19 protein-coding genes are annotated in these 16,097 nt (G+C 70.6%); 8 read left to right on the top strand and 11 right to left on the bottom strand.

What is annotated here, in order from left to right; translation table 11 throughout:
• The first annotated feature begins 62 nt into the window (after positions 1-62).
• Both MBA17_RS35995 and MBA17_RS35990 read left to right on the top strand, forming a co-directional pair.
• Positions 63-1,184: an acetate/propionate family kinase gene (locus MBA17_RS35995; protein WP_238501951.1), complete on the top strand. Its 1,122-nt coding sequence runs from the start codon at positions 63-65 to the stop codon at positions 1,182-1,184.
• Positions 1,185-1,250: 66 nt separating this feature from the next.
• Positions 1,251-2,057: an SAM-dependent methyltransferase gene (locus MBA17_RS35990; protein WP_238501949.1), complete on the top strand. Its 807-nt coding sequence runs from the start codon at positions 1,251-1,253 to the stop codon at positions 2,055-2,057.
• Between the two features lie 7 nt (positions 2,058-2,064).
• Here MBA17_RS35990 and MBA17_RS35985 read toward each other — a convergent pair whose 3' ends face one another.
• Positions 2,065-2,367 (bottom strand): hypothetical protein, encoded by a 303-nt coding sequence (locus MBA17_RS35985; protein WP_238501947.1) that lies wholly within the window; start codon positions 2,365-2,367, stop codon positions 2,065-2,067.
• A 162-nt stretch (positions 2,368-2,529) separates the two neighbouring features.
• Here MBA17_RS35985 and MBA17_RS35980 point away from each other — a divergent pair, with 162 nt between their 5' ends.
• From MBA17_RS35980 to hypF, 6 genes are all read left to right on the top strand, one after another.
• Positions 2,530-3,792 (top strand): MFS transporter, encoded by a 1,263-nt coding sequence (locus MBA17_RS35980; RefSeq protein ID WP_238501945.1) that lies wholly within the window; start codon positions 2,530-2,532, stop codon positions 3,790-3,792.
• A gap of 341 nt (positions 3,793-4,133) precedes the next feature.
• Positions 4,134-4,577, top strand: coding sequence for a PadR family transcriptional regulator (locus tag MBA17_RS35975; RefSeq protein ID WP_238501943.1), 444 nt, complete (start codon positions 4,134-4,136; stop codon positions 4,575-4,577).
• Positions 4,558-5,145: a D-sedoheptulose-7-phosphate isomerase gene (locus MBA17_RS35970; RefSeq protein ID WP_238501941.1), complete on the top strand. Its 588-nt coding sequence runs from the start codon at positions 4,558-4,560 to the stop codon at positions 5,143-5,145. Before MBA17_RS35975 ends, MBA17_RS35970 begins: the two co-directional genes overlap by 20 nt.
• Entirely contained in the window at positions 5,142-5,345 is a 204-nt protein-coding gene (locus tag MBA17_RS35965) for a HypC/HybG/HupF family hydrogenase formation chaperone (protein WP_238501939.1), read from the top strand. The genes MBA17_RS35970 and MBA17_RS35965 overlap by 4 nt, the downstream gene beginning before the upstream one ends.
• The gene (locus tag MBA17_RS35960; RefSeq protein WP_238501937.1) at positions 5,342-5,980 is read left to right on the top strand and encodes a D-sedoheptulose-7-phosphate isomerase; all 639 of its coding nucleotides are present in this window, start codon (positions 5,342-5,344) and stop codon (positions 5,978-5,980) included. The genes MBA17_RS35965 and MBA17_RS35960 overlap by 4 nt, the downstream gene beginning before the upstream one ends.
• Positions 5,981-5,994: 14 nt before the next feature.
• A complete protein-coding gene (gene hypF, locus MBA17_RS35955; protein WP_238501935.1) occupies positions 5,995-8,388 on the top strand; it encodes a carbamoyltransferase HypF in 2,394 nt (797 codons plus the stop codon).
• Between the two features lie 8 nt (positions 8,389-8,396).
• Here the strand turns inward: hypF and MBA17_RS35950 are convergent, their stop codons facing one another.
• From MBA17_RS35950 to MBA17_RS35910, 10 genes are all read right to left on the bottom strand, one after another.
• A complete protein-coding gene (locus tag MBA17_RS35950) occupies positions 8,397-8,780 on the bottom strand; it encodes a hypothetical protein (protein WP_238501933.1) in 384 nt (127 codons plus the stop codon).
• Positions 8,781-9,200: 420 nt separating this feature from the next.
• A complete protein-coding gene (locus MBA17_RS35945; RefSeq protein WP_238501931.1) occupies positions 9,201-9,647 on the bottom strand; it encodes a hypothetical protein in 447 nt (148 codons plus the stop codon).
• A gap of 175 nt (positions 9,648-9,822) precedes the next feature.
• Positions 9,823-10,803: a helix-turn-helix domain-containing protein gene (locus tag MBA17_RS35940; protein ID WP_238501929.1), complete on the bottom strand. Its 981-nt coding sequence runs from the start codon at positions 10,801-10,803 to the stop codon at positions 9,823-9,825.
• 411 nt (positions 10,804-11,214) lie between these two features.
• Positions 11,215-12,417, bottom strand: coding sequence for a hydrogenase expression/formation protein HypE (gene hypE / locus MBA17_RS35935; protein WP_238501927.1), 1,203 nt, complete (start codon positions 12,415-12,417; stop codon positions 11,215-11,217).
• Complete coding sequence (hypD, locus tag MBA17_RS35930) at positions 12,414-13,541, bottom strand: hydrogenase formation protein HypD (RefSeq protein ID WP_238501925.1); 1,128 nt, start codon at positions 13,539-13,541, stop codon at positions 12,414-12,416. Before hypD ends, hypE begins: the two co-directional genes overlap by 4 nt.
• An 18-nt stretch (positions 13,542-13,559) precedes the next feature.
• Complete coding sequence (locus MBA17_RS35925) at positions 13,560-13,832, bottom strand: HypC/HybG/HupF family hydrogenase formation chaperone (RefSeq protein ID WP_238501923.1); 273 nt, start codon at positions 13,830-13,832, stop codon at positions 13,560-13,562.
• Entirely contained in the window at positions 13,810-14,190 is a 381-nt protein-coding gene (locus MBA17_RS35920; protein ID WP_238501921.1) for a hydrogenase maturation nickel metallochaperone HypA/HybF, read from the bottom strand. Before MBA17_RS35920 ends, MBA17_RS35925 begins: the two co-directional genes overlap by 23 nt.
• A 7-nt stretch (positions 14,191-14,197) precedes the next feature.
• The gene (locus tag MBA17_RS50685; RefSeq protein ID WP_455432922.1) at positions 14,198-14,305 is read right to left on the bottom strand and encodes a DUF6893 family small protein; all 108 of its coding nucleotides are present in this window, start codon (positions 14,303-14,305) and stop codon (positions 14,198-14,200) included.
• Positions 14,302-15,111 carry a hydrogenase maturation protease gene (locus tag MBA17_RS35915; protein WP_238502000.1) on the bottom strand — a complete coding sequence of 270 codons (810 nt, stop codon included), beginning with the start codon at positions 15,109-15,111 and terminating at the stop codon, positions 14,302-14,304. Before MBA17_RS35915 ends, MBA17_RS50685 begins: the two co-directional genes overlap by 4 nt.
• 5 nt (positions 15,112-15,116) lie before the next feature.
• The gene (locus MBA17_RS35910) at positions 15,117-16,097 is read right to left on the bottom strand and encodes a hypothetical protein (RefSeq protein WP_238501920.1); all 981 of its coding nucleotides are present in this window, start codon (positions 16,095-16,097) and stop codon (positions 15,117-15,119) included.

Raw genomic sequence — 16,097 nt, 5'->3', positions numbered from 1 at the left:
CGCCTCCACAGCGCGTGACCGGAACGCGGGTTGACCACCCGGTGGCCGGGTAGCGGGACCTGATGGACGTAGCGGCGGACCCCATGACCGTGCTCGCGGTGAACGCGGGCTCCTCCAGCCTGCGGCTGGACCTCCTGCACGGCGACGACGTGCTCGACAGCGCGCGTCTCCCGCACGCGCCGGACGACGTGGAGGCGCACGACGCGCTGGCGGACTTCCTCGACCGGCGCACGGAGGTCGCGGCCGTCGGGCACCGTCTGGTCCACGGCGGCGACGTGGTGGTGCGGCCGCTGGTGGCCGACGACCGGGTGGCCGGCCTGCTCGGCGGGCTCACCGGCCTCGCGCCGCTGCACCTGCCCCCGGCCCTCGCCCTGCTGGACGCCGCCCGCCGGCTGCTGCCCGCCATCCCGCACGTGGTGTGCCCCGACACCGCCTTCCACGCCGGTCTGCCGGAGGCCGCCGTGGTCTACCCGCTGCCCGCGAGCTGGCGCGCTACGTACGGCCTGCGCCGATACGGCTTCCACGGCCTCTCCTACGCCTGGGCGGCCGACAGGGCCGCGGAACTGCTCCGCACGCCCGTCGCCGCGACGCGGATGGTGCTCGCCCATCTGGGCGGCGGCGCGTCGGTGTGCGCCGTGGCCGGCGGGCGCAGCGTGGACACCTCCATGGGGTTCACGCCGCTGGAGGGCGTGCCGATGAGCAGGCGCTCGGGCAGCGTCGACCCCGGCATGCTGCTCTGGCTGCTTGCCGAGGACCGGCTTTCTCTCGACGACCTGCGGAGGGGCCTGTGGCGCGAGTCCGGGCTGCTGGGCCTGTCCGGCGGGCTGTCGGGAGACACCAGAGAACTGGTCGCGGCCGAACGCGACGGCGACCGGGACGCGGGGCTCGCCCTGGCCGTGTTCGCCCACCGGGTGAGCCGGGAGATCGCCGCCGCGGCCACGTCGCTGGACCGCCTCGACGCGCTGGTGTTCACCGGGGAGATCGGCTGGGACCAGCCCGAGGTACGGGACGCGGTGTGCCGTCGGCTGCGTTCGCTCGGCGTCGCCCCTCCGGTGATCGGCAACCGTGACCAGGACGGCCCGATCAGCGCGGACGACGCCGTGGTTCCCGTCCTCGTCGTCGAGGCACGCGAGGAAGTCCAGCTCGCCCGTGAGACCAGAGCCGTCGTGCGCGGTCACACGTGACACCGGAAGGGCCGGATGATCCACGACCTCGGTATGATCCGTCGTGACGACGGAGGGGCTGTGGGGATGAGCGAGCACGCGCCGGTGGGCATCGATCCGACCGTTCCGAGCGTTGCCCGCATGTACGACTACTACCTGGGCGGCAAGGACAACTTCGCCTCGGACCGGGCGGCGGCTGAGCAGTTCATCCAGGTGGTGCCGGGCATCCGGGAGATGGCCAGGTCGAATCGGGCGTTCCTGTCACGGGTGGTCGAACTGCTGGCCGCCGAGGGAGTGCGCCAGTTCCTCGACATCGGCTCGGGACTGCCGACCCGGGAGAACGTGCACCAGATCGCGCACCGCACCGCGCCCGACGCCCAGGTGGTCTACGTCGACAACGATCCCATCGTGCTGGTGCACGGCCGGGCGCTGCTGGCCGACAACCCGCGGACCAGAGTCGTGCAGGCGGACATGCGGGAGCCCGAGGATCTGCTGGCCAACGAGGAGATCGAGGACGTCGTCGACTTCGACCGGCCGGTCGCCGTGCTGCTGGTCTCGATGCTGCACTTCGTCTCCGACGACGCCGTGGTCGAAAGGGTCACGACCGCGTTCCGCGAGCGGCTCGCCCCCGGCAGCTACCTGGTCATCACCCACGCCTTCGAAGGCGACGTCAGCGCCGAGGTGCAGGAGGCGGGCCAGCGGGTCTACCGCTCGACGACCACGGGATCGATCACCTCGCGCGGCCCGAAGGACCTGGCGGAGCTGGTCGCGGGGATGGAGGTGCTGGAGCCGGGGATCGTCCCGGTCCAGGCATGGCGTCCGGGCGAGGACGAGGACGAGGTCGCCGTCGATTTCACCCTTCCCGGCATCCTGGGGGTCGTCGCCCGCACCTGACCGCAGGTCAGTGATCGTCGGCGGCGAGCCGTCCGAAGCGGGTGAGGACGAGTGACTCCACGACCCCGACGATCGACACAGCGGTGACGACCACGATGCCGGCCCACAGCTCGTCGTGGCGGAACCCGCCGAAGACGACCAGGATGATCGGGCCGATCGCGAGCAGCGGGACGCAGTAGCTGATCACCGCGAGCCGGGCGGCGACCGCCTCCAGTCTCGGGACCAGCAGGACCAGCAGCGCCACCGCGATGGCAGGCGCCAGACGTACGGCGGGGCGCACGCGCCCGAACCGGCCCGCGATCCGGCTCATCGATTTTATTAAGATCAGCAACCAGCCGTCAGGGTCTACGCTGTCAGCCACGGCCATCACACGATCTTCAGGTGTCTTCACAAACTCCCAAGGATCACGTGGTGGCCGTTTCCATGCCACCTCAACCGAAGTGTCAGGCGAGTACTGAACGACAGGACGCAGATGATGGCGGGACTCGGCAGAAGTTTCAACACGTTGTGGGCGGCTACCACCGTCTCCAATATCGGCGACGGCATAGCGGCGGCCGCCGCGCCGTTGCTGGTCGCCTCGGTCACCGATGATCCGGTGCTGGTCGGCTTGGCTGTGTTCGTCCAGCAGTTGCCCTGGGTGTTGTTCTCACTGGTCAGCGGCGTCTTCGTGGATCGCCTCGATCGCCGGTGGCTGATCGTGGTGGTCAACGTGCTCCGCGGCCTGGTCGTGGGCGTGCTGGCGCTGGCGGTGTGGCGGGACGTGGCGACGATCCCGGTCATCTACGCCGCGGGGTTCCTGCTCGGGACGTGCGAGACCCTCGGCGACAACGCCTCGGGGACGCTGGTTCCGATGGTCGTGAAGTCGGAGGACCTCCCGCGCGCCAACGCGCGCATGCAGACGGTCTTCTTCGCGGTCAACCAGTTCGCCGCGCCGCCGCTGGGCGCGGCCCTGTTCGTGCTGGCGGCGGCGCTGCCGTTCGGGATCAACGCCGTGACGTTCGTGCTGGCGGCCGTGCTGATCTCCACCCTGCGCGGGGTACGGCGGGCCGCTCCGGCGGCCGAGCGGCGGTCGGTACGCGCCGACATCGGCGAGGGCCTGCGCTGGCTGTGGAACCACTCCGCGCTCCGGATGCTCACCGTCGCGCTGTTCCTGATGAACATCACCTACATGGCGGGCTTCTCGATCCTCGTGCTCTACAGCCGGGAACGGCTCGGGCTCAACGAATACGGCTACGGTCTCCTCATCACGGCGTACGCAGTCGGCGCACTGGTCGGTGCGATGATCGCCCCTCGTCTCCAGCGGCGGTTCTCCGACTCGCTGCTGCTGCGGGTCGGCTTGGTCATCGAGACGCTGACGCACGTCGGACTGGCACTCGCCGGCACGGAGTGGGTCGCCGGGCCGGTCCTGATCGCCTTCGGCATCCACTGCTCGATCTTGGGCGCGGTGAGCGTCACCCTGCGTCAGCGGACCGTGCCCGACGAGCTGCGAGGCCGCGTCCAGAGCGTGTACATGATGTTCGCCGTCGGCGGCCTGGCGCTGGGCGCCCTGCTCGGCGGGCTCATCGCCCGCTGGCTCGGCATCACCGGACCTTTCTGGGTGTCAGCGGCAGCGATGGCCGTGCTCATGGGCGTGGCCTGGCGCCCCTTCGGCCGGCTGCGCGTCCCCTCCGGCGCGAACAGGCGGGAGGACGGCCACGATGGCAGGCGCGACAGCCAGGTGCCCGTGGCTCGGTGAAGCCCACGGCCTTCGCGTCGGCCCGGTGCTCCAGTGACACGTTGAGACCATGGTCGGCGGCTGCGCCGGCAGTGGCGTCGTCGGGCGGTGGCTTGGTGGCGGAGTCGCCACGGTGACCAGCGCAGGATCTGCTCGATGCGGCGGTGCCGGGTGAGCGGAGCCGGCGACACCGGTGCCGAAGTGTAGATGGATATCCCACTGTGTGTGTCGTGCGGGGGTCGGTCGCATTTTGACGTTAGACATACCATCCGATGCGATTATTCGCATATTCCGCCAGGGTATGCCGTGAACCATAATCTAGTGGCTGTGACATCGCATGCCAAAAGTATTTATATTCAGATATGTCGTTAATTGAGTTGGAATGGTGGCAGGGAGTGGCCGGTCTCGAACCCAGAAACTATCTGAGCTCCTGCCTGCTCCTGCTGCTGGTCGAGCGGCCGGACCACGGGTACGAACTGGTCGAGCGGCTGCGTCCGTTCGGGGTCGGCGACGGCGACACCGGTTCGGTCTACCGCGCGCTCCGGTCGCTCGAACGGCACGGCTGCCTGTGTTCCGACTGGATGCCGTCCGGCTCGGGTCCCGCACGGCGTATTTACACGCTCACCGCCAAAGGGCGCACCGAGTTGTCGAACCGGCTGGGCACCCTGGAGCGGACCCGTAACCGGCTCGACTACTGCCTGAGCCGGCTGGCACCGCTGATCGAGACCCGGCTATTGCCCGACGGCGCCGGCTCGGCCGGAAACCTGACGGCGAGGGGGAGCACCGATGGACACCACGCTCGATAGCGCCTCCGCCCGCCGTACCGGGCCGGGGCTGGCCCTGGCCGAGGACGCCGGGGCGGTCACCCGGGCGGCCCGGGACATGGCCGGGCGGTTCCACCGCGGCGGCAGGTTGCTGACCTTCGGCAACGGCGGGGCGGCCGCCGACGCGGGGCACCTCGCCGTGGAGTTCGCCCACCCGGTGGTCGTTGGCAAACGGGCCCTGCCGGCGATCTCGCTGGCCAACGACGCCTCGGCGCTGAGCGGTGTCGCCAGGGAACACGGGTACGAGGCCGCCTTCGCCGCGCAGGTGCGGCTGCTGGGCCGGCCGGAGGACATCGCGGTGGGGATCCGCACCGACGGCCGGTGCGGCAACGTGGCGGACGCGCTCGCGGCGGCACGCGAGCTGGGCATGCTGACGATCGCGCTGACCGCCGCGGACGGACTGCCGGCCGTCGACCACCTGCTCGCCGCGCGCAGCGACGATCCGCGGATCGCCAGGGAGATCCACATCACGATCTATCACCTCCTCTGGGAGCTGGTCCATGTGTTCTGCGAACATCCCGCGCTCCTCGGAACCGAGGCACGGCCGTGACACCGTCCGAGTGCCCCAGCTGCGTCACCTGCGCCGACACGGCGGCGCCCGTCCGCGTCACCGAGTTGCTGCCGGGACGGCTCGCGATCACGGACACCGGCGACGAGATCAGCGTGGCCCTGGTCGAGGCCGGGGCCGGCGACGTCGTCCTGGTGCACGCCGGTGAGGCCATCGCGGTGCTCGGAAGGGACCCGGCATGACAGGCGCCAGAATCCTGTATCCGTTCCAGCACGGAGGCGACGCCGAGAGCGTGGTCGACGCGGTCATCCGGTCCACCGTGGCGAAGGCCGAAGAGATCGTGGCGCTGCGCGGGGACGTGCTCGACCGGCTCGGCCCGGCCCTGGCCGGCTGCGCCTGCGCGGTCGCCGCCGCGTTCCGGGGCGGGGGACGGCTGTTCGCCTTCGGCAACGGCGGCAGCAGCACCGACGCCCAGGCGCTGGCCCAGCTCTTCCTCGCCCCCGGGGAGGGCGGCCGCGGCCTGCCCGCGATCTCACTGACCGGGGACGCGGCGCTGCTCACCGCGCTCAGCAACGACATCGGGTTCGACGTGGTCTTCGCCCGCCAGCTCGCCGCCCAGGGGACGCGCGGGGACGTCGCCGTGGGTCTGTCGACGAGTGGCGGCTCGGTGAACGTGCTGCGGGGCCTGGAGGCGGCGAGACGCCGCGGCATGGTGACCGTCGGGTTCGCCGGGTCGGGAGGCGGCGGCATGGCGGAACCCGGTCTCGTCGACCACCTCTTCGTCGTCCCCTCCTCGTCGGTGCACCGGATCCAGGAGGCGCAGACGACGCTCTGCCACGTGCTGTGGGAACTGGTCCAGCAGGCGGAGACGTCCTGACCGTGGACGGGCGGGTGCGCTCCCTGATCCGGGTCGAAGGGATCGTGCAGGGCGTCGGGTTCCGGCCGTTCGTGCACGTGCTGGCGGCCAGGTACGGCCTGGCGGGACTGGTCGGCAACGACGCCGCCGGGGTGTTCATCGAGGCGGAGGGCGCCCCGTCCGCGGTGACCGCGCTGGTGGACGCGGTAAGGCGGCGCGCGCCCGCGCTGGCCGTCGTGCAGCGGGTGAGCGTGCTGCCGATCCCCCCGACCGGGGGCACGGGATTCCGGATCGTGCCGAGCGTGCCCGGCGGGGCCCGGCAGGCGCTCGTCTCCGCCGACGCCGCGACCTGTGACGACTGCCTCGCCGAGTTGTTCGACCCGGCCGACCGGCGCTACCGGTATCCGTTCGTCAACTGCACGAACTGCGGTCCCCGCTTCACGATCGTCACCGCCGTGCCGTACGACAGGGACAGCACCACCATGGCGGGCTTCGCCATGTGCCCGGCCTGCGCGGGGGAGTACGCGGACCCGGGCGACCGGCGTTTCCACGCCCAGCCGGTGTGCTGCCCCGCGTGCGGCCCGGTCCTCGTGCTGCGTACGCCGGAGGGCGCGGTGATCCCCGGCGACCCGATCGTGACGGCGGCCGCCCGGCTCGCGGCCGGGGCCGTCATCGCCGTCAAAGGGCTCGGCGGCTACCACCTCGCCGCCGACGCCGCCGACGAGACCGCGGTCGCCGCGCTGCGCGCCGGCAAGCGCCGGGAGGACAAGGCGTTCGCCGTGATGGCGCCGGACCTGCCCGCCGTACGGGAGTTGTGCGAGGTGGACGATGCCGCTGCGGCGCTGCTCTCGGGAGGGCGGCGGCCGATCGTGCTGCTGGCGCGGCGTCCCGGCCGCCGGGTCGCGCCGTCGGTGGCACCGGGCGGCGGGGTCCTCGGGATGCTGCTGCCGTACACGCCGCTGCACCACCTGCTCTCCCGCGAGCTGGCCCGGCCGTACGTGCTGACCAGCGGGAACGTTTCGGGGGAGCCGATCGCCCACCGGGACGAGGACGCGCTGCGGCGGCTGCGCGGCGTCGCCGACGCCTTCCTCTGCCACGACCGGCCGATCCACTCCCGCGCCGACGACTCGGTGGTCAGGGTCTTCCGCGGCGCGGAACTGCCCGTACGGCGAGCCCGCGGGTACACGCCGGAGCCGATCACGCTGCCGTGGGAGTCGCCCCGGCCGGTGCTCGCCTGCGGGGCCGAGTCGAAGAACACCTTCTGCCTGCTCCAAGGGCGGAACGCGATCATCTCCCCGCACCTCGGCGATCTGGGCGACTATGAGACGCTGCGCGCGTTCACCGAGGGGATCACGCGGCTGCGGCGGCTCTTCGGCATCGATCCCGCCGTGGTCGCGCACGACCTGCATCCCGGGTACCCGTCGACGAGGTACGCGCTCGGGCTCGACGGGGTGGAGACGGTCGGGGTGCAGCACCATCACGCGCACGTCGCGTCCTGCCTGGCCGACAACGGCGAGGCCGGACCGGTCGTCGGCGTCGCGTTCGACGGGACCGGGTACGGCCCCGACGGCACCGTCTGGGGCGGCGAACTGCTGGTGGCCGACCTGGCGGGTTACCAGCGGGCCGGCCATCTGGAACAGGTGCGGATGCCCGGCGGCGCGACCGCGATCCGCCAGCCCTGGCGGATGACCGCCGCCTACCTGCACGCCGCGTACGGTCCGGAGCCGCCCGCCGGTCTCGACGTCATCGGCCGCCACGAGGCCCACTGGTCCGCCGTGTCCGCGCTGGTCACCGGCTCGGTGGCGACCGCGCCGGTGACGTCGAGCGCCGGACGGCTGTTCGACGCCGTGGCGGCCCTCCTCGGCGTCCGCGACACGGTGACGTACGAGGGACAGGCGGCGATGGACCTCGAACAGCACGCTGATCCCCGCACCCGCGACGGCTACCCGGCCGGTGTCACGGACGCGTCGCCGGTCGTGATCCGGAGCACGGACCTGGTGCGCGCGGCCGTGGCCGATCTGCGCCGGGGCGTGCCCACCGGAGTCATCGCGGCGAGAGTGCACCACGGGCTGGCCACGGCCCTGGTCACGGCGGTGTGCCGGATCGCGGCGGCCTCCGGCCTGGGCACGGTGGCCCTGTCGGGCGGCGTGTTCGGCAACATGCTGCTGCTCGGCGCGGTCGTCGACGGCCTGGAACGGCACGGGCTGCGCGTCCTGGTGCACCGGCGGGTGCCGTGCAACGACGGCGGGATCAGCCTCGGCCAGGCGGCCGTGGCGGTGGCCCGGGACCGCGCCACGACCGGGCAGCCGACTACCGGTCGACCCCCGGCAGAGCCCGAGGACGCCCTGAGGAACTCGGCGGACATCGCCGAACGGGAAGACTCCCCGCGTACCGCAGAGCGGCGCACGGGGAGTCCCGGAGATCGATGACGACGCGATCAGCTGTAGAAGGTGCGGCTGCCGCGGCTAATCGTGGTGCCGCGCTCGCCCCAGTAGGTCCTGACCGTGGCGCGGTAGTTGGTGTCCTCATATGCGGTGGCCAGGCTCCGGCACGTGCTGCCCGAATGGCCGTAGTAGTTGTTGTTGTCCCTCCAGGTGTAGGACGGGCCTCCCCCGTTGACCGGGGTCAGCCTCACCTCAACCCAGCGCGCGCCCTCGGTGTTGTACGCCTGCGCGCAGATGGTGTCCGTGCCGTCGTTGTAGCTGACGACGCCGTCGCCGACGTTCCAACTGAACGAGGCGGCCGAGGCCGGCTGCGCGAGGAGCAGGCTCGCGGCCACCACGCCGACGCCCGTCAGCGCCGTCTTGAGCAAAGTCTTCATAATCATTCCCCTTTCGATCGAGCGGCTCACACTGCCGCTCGCCCCCGATCTTGGGGCGCTGATCCGCTCCGGCAGAAGACCTCGCACGCATTGTTCGGCGACTGGTCGCCCAGGCTTAGGTGATCGGCCATCAGCCGGACGATTATCGAAAGGCGTGAAGACACCAGGCCGGGTAGTTATCGTTTCGGGCGCCTGTCAAGAGGGTGGCGGTCGGGCGCGGCGGCGTATGGTCCAGAGATGATCTTGTGGATGGGTCCGGTTGCGGCCCATGGCCACGGCTGGGCGGCCCTTCCTGCAGTCCCGGGACGGTCAGTCCACGAAACGGAAATTCAGGTTGTTACCGATACTTCGCTGTGGCCCTGCCGGTGACCCGGGATCGCGTCGCCCGAAGCCCCGCCATGCCGCAGACACAGCTCAGGATCAGAACGACAGTGGAACGAGTTTGGTGCCCCACCTGACGGTTCCGGATGAAGAAATCTTCCAACTACAGTAACCGAGGTGAACCGTCACAGGACCCTCAAGTATCGCGCTTTCCCTGTAGTACCCGTCCTTGGGATCGAGAAGACCGCGCCAACTGTATGTTCCCGCGGGAAGGTTGAACTCGAGACTGCAGCCTTGGCCCACCACCATGCTCGAGCGGTACCTCCCCGCTCTGAGGTCGATAGACCGGATTACGCGGCCGTCGGCCATGTCGTCCTTCGGGTTCGCCGTGAGAAACAGTTCCTTGGTGTTGTATGCAGGATCTCCCATGTACGCAGACGCATTGCCGGTTTGTGCCGTATCGGCGGCGTGGGCAGTGCCGGCCGTGGCCGTCAGCATCATCGCCGCCATGGCGGCCAGAAGGAGCTTCTTGACATTTGATCGCATGGACTCTCCTCATTTCATGTGTGCGTCGTATCTGCCTGCCGGCATGGACGCGGCCGGGCTCGACGAGAAATCGAGCCATGAATTGACCACCACCAGAAGCTTCGGTTCGGCCCTTCCTCACTAAGAGGGTGCATGCCGTGGACGGGTTTGTCGTTACGGGTGAGCGCACACGTCTTTAGTTTGTGCGCACTGTCGCGCGCTGCCGGCGGAATTGGCGCGGGGACAGGCCGTAGGCGCTGCGGAAGGCCTGGCTGAAATGCGCCGGGCTGGTGAATCCCCATCGGGCGGCGATCGCGTGGATCGGGTGGGCGGCCAGCCGGGGGGCGGCCAGGTCGCGCCGGCACTGCTGCAGGCGGTGCTCGCGGATCCAGCCGGCGACGGTGTGCCCCTCCTGGTGGAACAGTTTGTGCAGGTAGCGCAGGGAGATGTGGTGGGCTGCGGCGATCGTGGCCGGGGTCAGGTGCGCATCGCTGAGGTTGTCGCGGATGAAGGCGTGGATCTGGGCCATCAGTGCACGCTGCCGGGTGTGGGGTGGTACGGCGCTGTGCGTGTCCAGTGCGCCGGCCAGAGCGGCGGTCAGCACATCGAGCGTAAGCGTGGACAGGTGGGTGATGTCGGCTGGGCTGAACTCGTGCATGTGCCGGGCGAATCCCAGTAGGAACTGCGAGGACAGCGCACCGATGCCCTGGTCGCCCGGGATGCGGACCGAGGTCAGGGCCTTCAGGTCCCGCTCGGGCAACGGCAGCGACGAGCGCGGGAATTGCAGGACCAGCACTTGGCTCGCCGGGTCTCCCGGTGCGAACCTGGTCAGGTAGGGACGCGAGCTGTCACGTAGGAACAGATCCCCGACTTGTAAGTCCGCGCGCCGGCCGTCCTGCTCTCCCACCACGCGACCATGCACGGCGCAGTTCAGGAAGAACACTTCGGGATCGGACTGGCGAATCAGCTTGGGCGTGCGGTGGACTGAAAGCGGCGTCGTGGTCAGCAAGAGCGCCCGCACGTGACCGAACCCGCTGAAACTGGCCTGCGCCCGAAATCCGCTTTCCAGGTGCGGTTCGCAGCGTGCATCGAGGGGCACCCACATCTTCGAACTCACTTCGCGCCATAAGGCGAAGCGTTCTTTCGTCGGGACCTCGGCGGTGCTGACCACGTCCATAACCCCACCACAATGAAAACTGTCGCCGTCGGGACATCGTGTCGCTGGCAGTTGGTCGGATTGTCCGCCCTGGAGTGTGGCGACCTCCACACGATGCTCGTTCGGCGACGCCGAGATACATCGTGGCGATGACGCGGCCCCAGGGCGGACAGTCGAAGCGGATGGAACGTCAGGATCCAACAATGACGGCGATATCAGTTCGATGTCATCGGGCGAGAGGCGGCCGCGTGGGTACGCCTGGCGGGTTAGGTGTCGCCAAGGCAAACTGCATCGGGTGTGGTAAGAGGCTTGAGCGCGAGTACGCCTGGCGGGCTAGGTGCCGCCAAAGCAAACTGCATCGGGTGTAGTAAGAGGCTTGAGCGGCAACTGAACGGCCCGGGAATCCCGCGCCGCCTCATCGAACCAGGCGGATCAGCAGATGCGGGGGAGCGGATCCCCTACGAGCAGGTCGACGATCCGGGTGCCGCCGAAGGTGGTCTTCAGCAGTACCAGGCCGGCCGGATCCGCCACGACGCGGCCGATCACGGCGGCGCCCCGGCCGAGTGGGTGCCCGTGCAGGGCCTGGAGCGCGCGATCCGCGTACGCGCCGTCCACCACCGCGACGAACCGGCCCTCGCAGGCGACGTAGAGCGGGTCGATCCCGAGCAGCTCGCACACGCCGGTGACCTCGGCCCGTACCGGCACCGCCGTCTCCTCGACCACCACGGCCACCTCGGAACCGGTCGCCACCTCGTTGAGAATGGTGGCGACTCCGCCGCGGGTCGCGTCGCGCATGGTCCTGACCTGCGTGGGCAGCGCGTCGAGGAGAGCGGCCACGAGGTCGTGCAGGGGCGCGGTGTCCGAGGCGAGGTCGGCCTCGATCTCGAACTCGCCCCGGGCCACCATGATCGCCGCCCCGTGCTCGCCGATCGGCCCGGAGACGACGACCGCGTCACCGGGCCGCGCACCGGAGATCGACAGCCCCGGCGACCCCTCCGGCGGTGGTCCGAGGGCGGGCCGGTCGATCAGGCCGACGCCGGCCGTGGTGATGTAGCAGCCGTCGGCCTTGCCGCGCTCGACCACCTTGGTGTCGCCGGTGACGATCGACACCCCGGCCGCCTTCGCCGCGGCGGACATGGAGGCGGTGATGCGTCGCAGGTCGGCGACGGGGAAGCCCTCCTCCAGGATGAAACCGGCGGACAGGTAGAGCGGGCGGGCGCCGCACACCGCGAGGTCGTTGACGGTGCCGTTGACCGCCAGGTCGCCGATGTCGCCGCCGGGGAAGAACAGCGGGTTCACCACGAACGAGTCGGTGGTGAAGACCGCCCGCGCCGTACCGAGTGACAGGGTCGCCCCGTCCTCCAGGGGCGCGAGCAACGGGTTGCGGAACGCCTCCAGGAAGACCGCGTCGATCAGCGTGTGCGTCGCCTTGCCGCCGGAGCCGTGGGCGAGGGTGATCCGCTCCTCCCTGACGACCGGCCGGCGCCGCCGGGCCCGCTCGATCCTGGCCAGGACCTGCTGCTCCCGCCCCGCGTACGGCGTGCCGGGGTCGTCGGGCTGCCCGGCGGCCGACTCCCTGACCGCGCGTTCCGCCCATTCCGCCTGCCGCTGTTCGGTGACCGGTTCGGTGCTCATGACCGGGTCGCCTCTCTCACTCGTTCCCTGCTGAAACGGCCGAAGTCGTAGTAGGCGGCGCACGCGCCCTCGGAGGAGACCATGCAGGTCCCGATCGGGGTCTCCGGGGTGCACGCGGTGCCGAACACCTTGCACTCCCACGGCTTGAGCACCCCTTTGAGGACCTCGCCGCACTGGCAGGCCTTCGGGTCGGCGACCCGTATCCCGGGCAGGTCGAAGATCCGCTCCGCGTCGAAGGCGGCGTACTCGTCGGCCATGCCGAGCGCCGAGTCCGCGATGAAGCCGAGCCCTCGCCACTCGAAGTGGGGCCGCAGCCGCATCACCTTGCCGATGGCCTCAAGGGCGACCCGGTTCCCGTGCCACGGCACAACTCGGGCGTACTGGTTCTCGACCTCCGCCCGCCCGCCGGCGAGCTGGCCGAGCAGCAGGTGGATCGACTGGAGGATGTCCAGCGGCTCGAATCCGGCGACGACCAGCGGCTTGCCGTACTCGCGGGCGATGAACTCGTACGGCTCGCAGCCGATGACCGTGGAGACGTGCCCGGGGCCGATGAAGCCGTCGAGCCGCATGTCCGGCGAGTCGAGGATCGCCTTGATGGCCGGAATTATCAGGACGTGGCTGCAGAAGACGGAGAAATTGTCCAGGCCCTCGGCAGCGGCCCGCAGCACCGTCATCGCCGTCGAGGGCGCGGTGGTCTCGAAGCCGATCGCCATGAACACCACCCGGCGGTCCGGGTTGGCACGCGCGATCTTGAGCGCGTCCAGCGGCGAGTAGACCATCCGGATGTCGGCCCCGGCCGCCTTCGCGTCGAAGAACGACCCCCGTCCGCCGGGCACCCGCATCATGTCGCCGAACGACGTCAGGATCACGCCCGGCTGCTCCGCGATGTGGACGGCGTCGTCCACCCTGCCCATCGGGATCACGCAGACCGGGCAGCCGGGCCCGTGCGCGAGCGTCACGGTCTCCGGCAGGTAGTCTTCCAAGCCGTGCTTGTAGATGGTGTGGGTGTGTCCCCCGCACACCTCCATGAACGTGTACCGCCGCCCCGGCTCGCAACGGGCCGCGATCTCGGCGGCGAGCGCCCGTGCCATCCCCGCGTCGCGATACTCATCGACGAACCGCACGGATCCTCCTCCACATTGTCATGAGATATCCGACTCGCGGAGCGCGTCGACCTCGTCCGTGTACGCCTGCCCGATCCCCTCCAGCAGGTCCAGCACCGCCTGCGCCTCCGACTCGGAGATCTTGGACAGCGCGAACCCCACATGGACCAGCACCCAGTCGCCCGGCTTCAGCCCTTCGTCCGCGAGCAGGGCCACGTTGATCCGGCGGCGGATCCCGCTGACCTCCACCACCGCGAGGTCGCACTGGTCCCCGACCGCCTCCACCAGCTCACCGGGGATTCCGAGGCACATCCGGCTCGTCCTCCCGCCGGGGCGTCGTCTCGAACTGGACGGACTCCAGGACCAGCTCGTCCCCGCCGCTGATGTCGACGTCGTCGCCGCCGCAGTGCGCGCAGACGGCCAGCACGTCCAGCGACTCCGACAGCCGCTCACACGTCCGGCAGGTGACCGTGACGGGCACGACTTCGAGGTCCACCACGGCGTCCTGTACGGCGGTGCCGTCCGCGACGACCGCGAACGCCTGGTCGAACGCCTCGTCGACCACGGCGTGCCGGGCGCCGACGCGCAACCGGACGGCGGTGATCCGCCGTCCCGCCGCCCGCTGCTCGATCAGGTCGAGCAGTCCTTCACACATTCCGATCTCATGCATGAACGTCCTACATCCTTTTCATCTTCAGGTACCGGTGGATCTCCGGCCACTGCAGGACGACGAGCGCCGTCAGCGCACACGTCCCGACCAGCGCCGCCACGCGCAGTTTTCTCATGTCAGATCTCTCTCCTCGTTGCCTGCCGCCTCGCCCGCCAGCGACCGCGCCAGGCCCACCGCCTCGTCGATCGCCGCGCGCACCGGCTCGCTCAGCCCGACGAGCACGTCCTCGTCGGGCGCCCCCGTCAGCGCCGTCGCCGGCTCGCAGCACAGCACGAGGACCCTGGCGGGCATCCGCCCGAGCTCCGCGGCCAGCCGCAGGACCCGGATCGGATCCATGCCGTGGGTCTCCACCGCGGTCCCGCCCTCCGGCAGGTGCGGTTCGAGCACCGTGAGCGTCCCCGGCGGCTGCCCACGGGGAGCGGCGTCGATGAAGATCACGGTGTCGTAGTCGCGTTGCAGGGCGTAGGCCAGGTCCATGCCCCTGATCCCGAAGTCGACGACGTCCACCCCCGGGGCCGCCTCCTCCCCGGCGAGGCGGCGCACCACCTCGACGCCGAACCCGTCGTCGCCGAGGAAGATGTTGCCGATCCCGGCGACGAGGACCCGGGAGACCCGCTCGGCGGCTTCGCGCGGCCCGAGCGGCTCGACCTCCTCGGGCGAGTAGAAGAAGCGATGCCCGGGCAGCCGGGCCTCGCCCAGGTCGCGGCCGGGATCGTCCTCAAGGGTGACCGCGACGTGGAAGGCCCCCTCGTCGTCCTGCTCGATCCCCTCGACCACGGCCACCTGCCCGTCCAGCACGAGGTCGAAGATGTCGGCGTTGGATCGGGGCCGCAGCCGGACCCGGCTCCCCACGCCCAGCGGCACCCCGTTCACGACCACGGTGTCCGGGCCGCGGCGTTCCATCCGCTCCCAGAAGTCCATCGGGTTCACGTTCCGGGCTCCCGCCGTACCTCGCGCATGGTCCCGTGCAGTCGCATGAGCTGCTCGGGGGAGAGGGCGGCGCACCGGTCGAGGATCGCCCGGCCCCGGGGATCGCCTTCGCGGATCTCCCGCTGCTCCTCCTCGGTCAGGGCCAGCACGCTCAGGGTGAGCAGCTGGTCGATCTCCGTCGCGTCGAAGAGGTCGCCGGGGCTCTCGGGGGAGATCCGCGGGTGGTCGTAGAGGATGATCGGCGAGGACAGCATCGTGTGCCGCTCGTCTTCGCCGCCGACCAGGACCGGCCAGGTGCCCAGGTTGCGGCAGCCGTCCGCGAAGGCCCGGAGATCCTCCGGCGGGTCCATCAGGGAGACGAACCGCCCGCCGCCGGTGGACACGACGGTGTGCGCGGAGACCAGGGTGCGCTTCAGCGCCTCGGCGCGGGAGGCGCCGTGCCAGCCGGTCGTGTTGGCGACCCGGACGGTGAGCCGGCAGAGGCCGGGCCGCAGGAGGTCCGCGTGCACCTCGACGTGCCCGCGCACCGCCTCCCAGCGGCGCAGCGCCGCGGCGACCCGCCGCCCGCCGGCGTCCGTCAGCCACTCGACGTCCTCGCCCGCCGGGATGTCGATCTCCACCCGAGCCGGGCCGCCGAGCAGCTCGGCGAGGCCGAGACCGGTGACCGCGGTCTCCCGTTCGGTCGCCTCCTCCCGGACCGGCGCCTCTCCGCCCGTGGTCCCCGGCGGGCCGGCGAACTCATGGGTGACGACGTGCAGGAAACGCACCCGTGCCTCGACGGTGTCGGCCGGACCGGCCTGGAGGAGGACCTGCGTCTGCATCAGCCAGGGATTGCCGTCGTGCGCCCGGCCGTACGGCTCCGGGTGGACGCCGCCGATGGTCCAGCGGTGCCTGTTCTTCGGGGCCGACTGCCGGTAGGGCCACAGCAGGTAGCCCTCGTAGAGTACGGCCCGCGCGATCTCTGCCGCCTGGTCCAT

This window comes from Dolomitihabitans soli (assembly GCF_022213955.1).
Classification (GTDB): Bacteria; Actinomycetota; Actinomycetes; order Streptosporangiales; family Streptosporangiaceae; genus Streptosporangium_A; species Streptosporangium_A soli.
The sequence above is the reverse complement of the archived record's forward strand: the minus strand, read 5'-3'. Positions and strand labels throughout refer to the sequence as shown.

Coding starts and splice junctions, on each gene's coding strand:
- MBA17_RS35995 (WP_238501951.1), top strand. CDS start 63: ATGGACGTAGCGGCGGACCCCATGACCGTGCTCGCGGTGAACGCGGGC.
- MBA17_RS35990 (WP_238501949.1), top strand. CDS start 1,251: ATGAGCGAGCACGCGCCGGTGGGCATCGATCCGACCGTTCCGAGCGTT.
- MBA17_RS35985 (WP_238501947.1), bottom strand. CDS start 2,367: ATGAGCCGGATCGCGGGCCGGTTCGGGCGCGTGCGCCCCGCCGTACGT.
- MBA17_RS35980 (WP_238501945.1), top strand. CDS start 2,530: ATGATGGCGGGACTCGGCAGAAGTTTCAACACGTTGTGGGCGGCTACC.
- MBA17_RS35975 (WP_238501943.1), top strand. CDS start 4,134: ATGTCGTTAATTGAGTTGGAATGGTGGCAGGGAGTGGCCGGTCTCGAA.
- MBA17_RS35970 (WP_238501941.1), top strand. CDS start 4,558: ATGGACACCACGCTCGATAGCGCCTCCGCCCGCCGTACCGGGCCGGGG.
- MBA17_RS35960 (WP_238501937.1), top strand. CDS start 5,342: ATGACAGGCGCCAGAATCCTGTATCCGTTCCAGCACGGAGGCGACGCC.
- MBA17_RS35950 (WP_238501933.1), bottom strand. CDS start 8,780: ATGAAGACTTTGCTCAAGACGGCGCTGACGGGCGTCGGCGTGGTGGCC.
- MBA17_RS35945 (WP_238501931.1), bottom strand. CDS start 9,647: ATGCGATCAAATGTCAAGAAGCTCCTTCTGGCCGCCATGGCGGCGATG.
- MBA17_RS35940 (WP_238501929.1), bottom strand. CDS start 10,803: ATGGACGTGGTCAGCACCGCCGAGGTCCCGACGAAAGAACGCTTCGCC.
- hypE (WP_238501927.1), bottom strand. CDS start 12,417: ATGAGCACCGAACCGGTCACCGAACAGCGGCAGGCGGAATGGGCGGAA.
- MBA17_RS35925 (WP_238501923.1), bottom strand. CDS start 13,832: ATGTGCCTCGGAATCCCCGGTGAGCTGGTGGAGGCGGTCGGGGACCAG.
- MBA17_RS35920 (WP_238501921.1), bottom strand. CDS start 14,190: ATGCATGAGATCGGAATGTGTGAAGGACTGCTCGACCTGATCGAGCAG.
- MBA17_RS50685 (WP_455432922.1), bottom strand. CDS start 14,305: ATGAGAAAACTGCGCGTGGCGGCGCTGGTCGGGACGTGTGCGCTGACG.
- MBA17_RS35915 (WP_238502000.1), bottom strand. CDS start 15,111: ATGGACTTCTGGGAGCGGATGGAACGCCGCGGCCCGGACACCGTGGTC.
- MBA17_RS35910 (WP_238501920.1), bottom strand. CDS start 16,097: ATGGACCAGGCGGCAGAGATCGCGCGGGCCGTACTCTACGAGGGCTAC.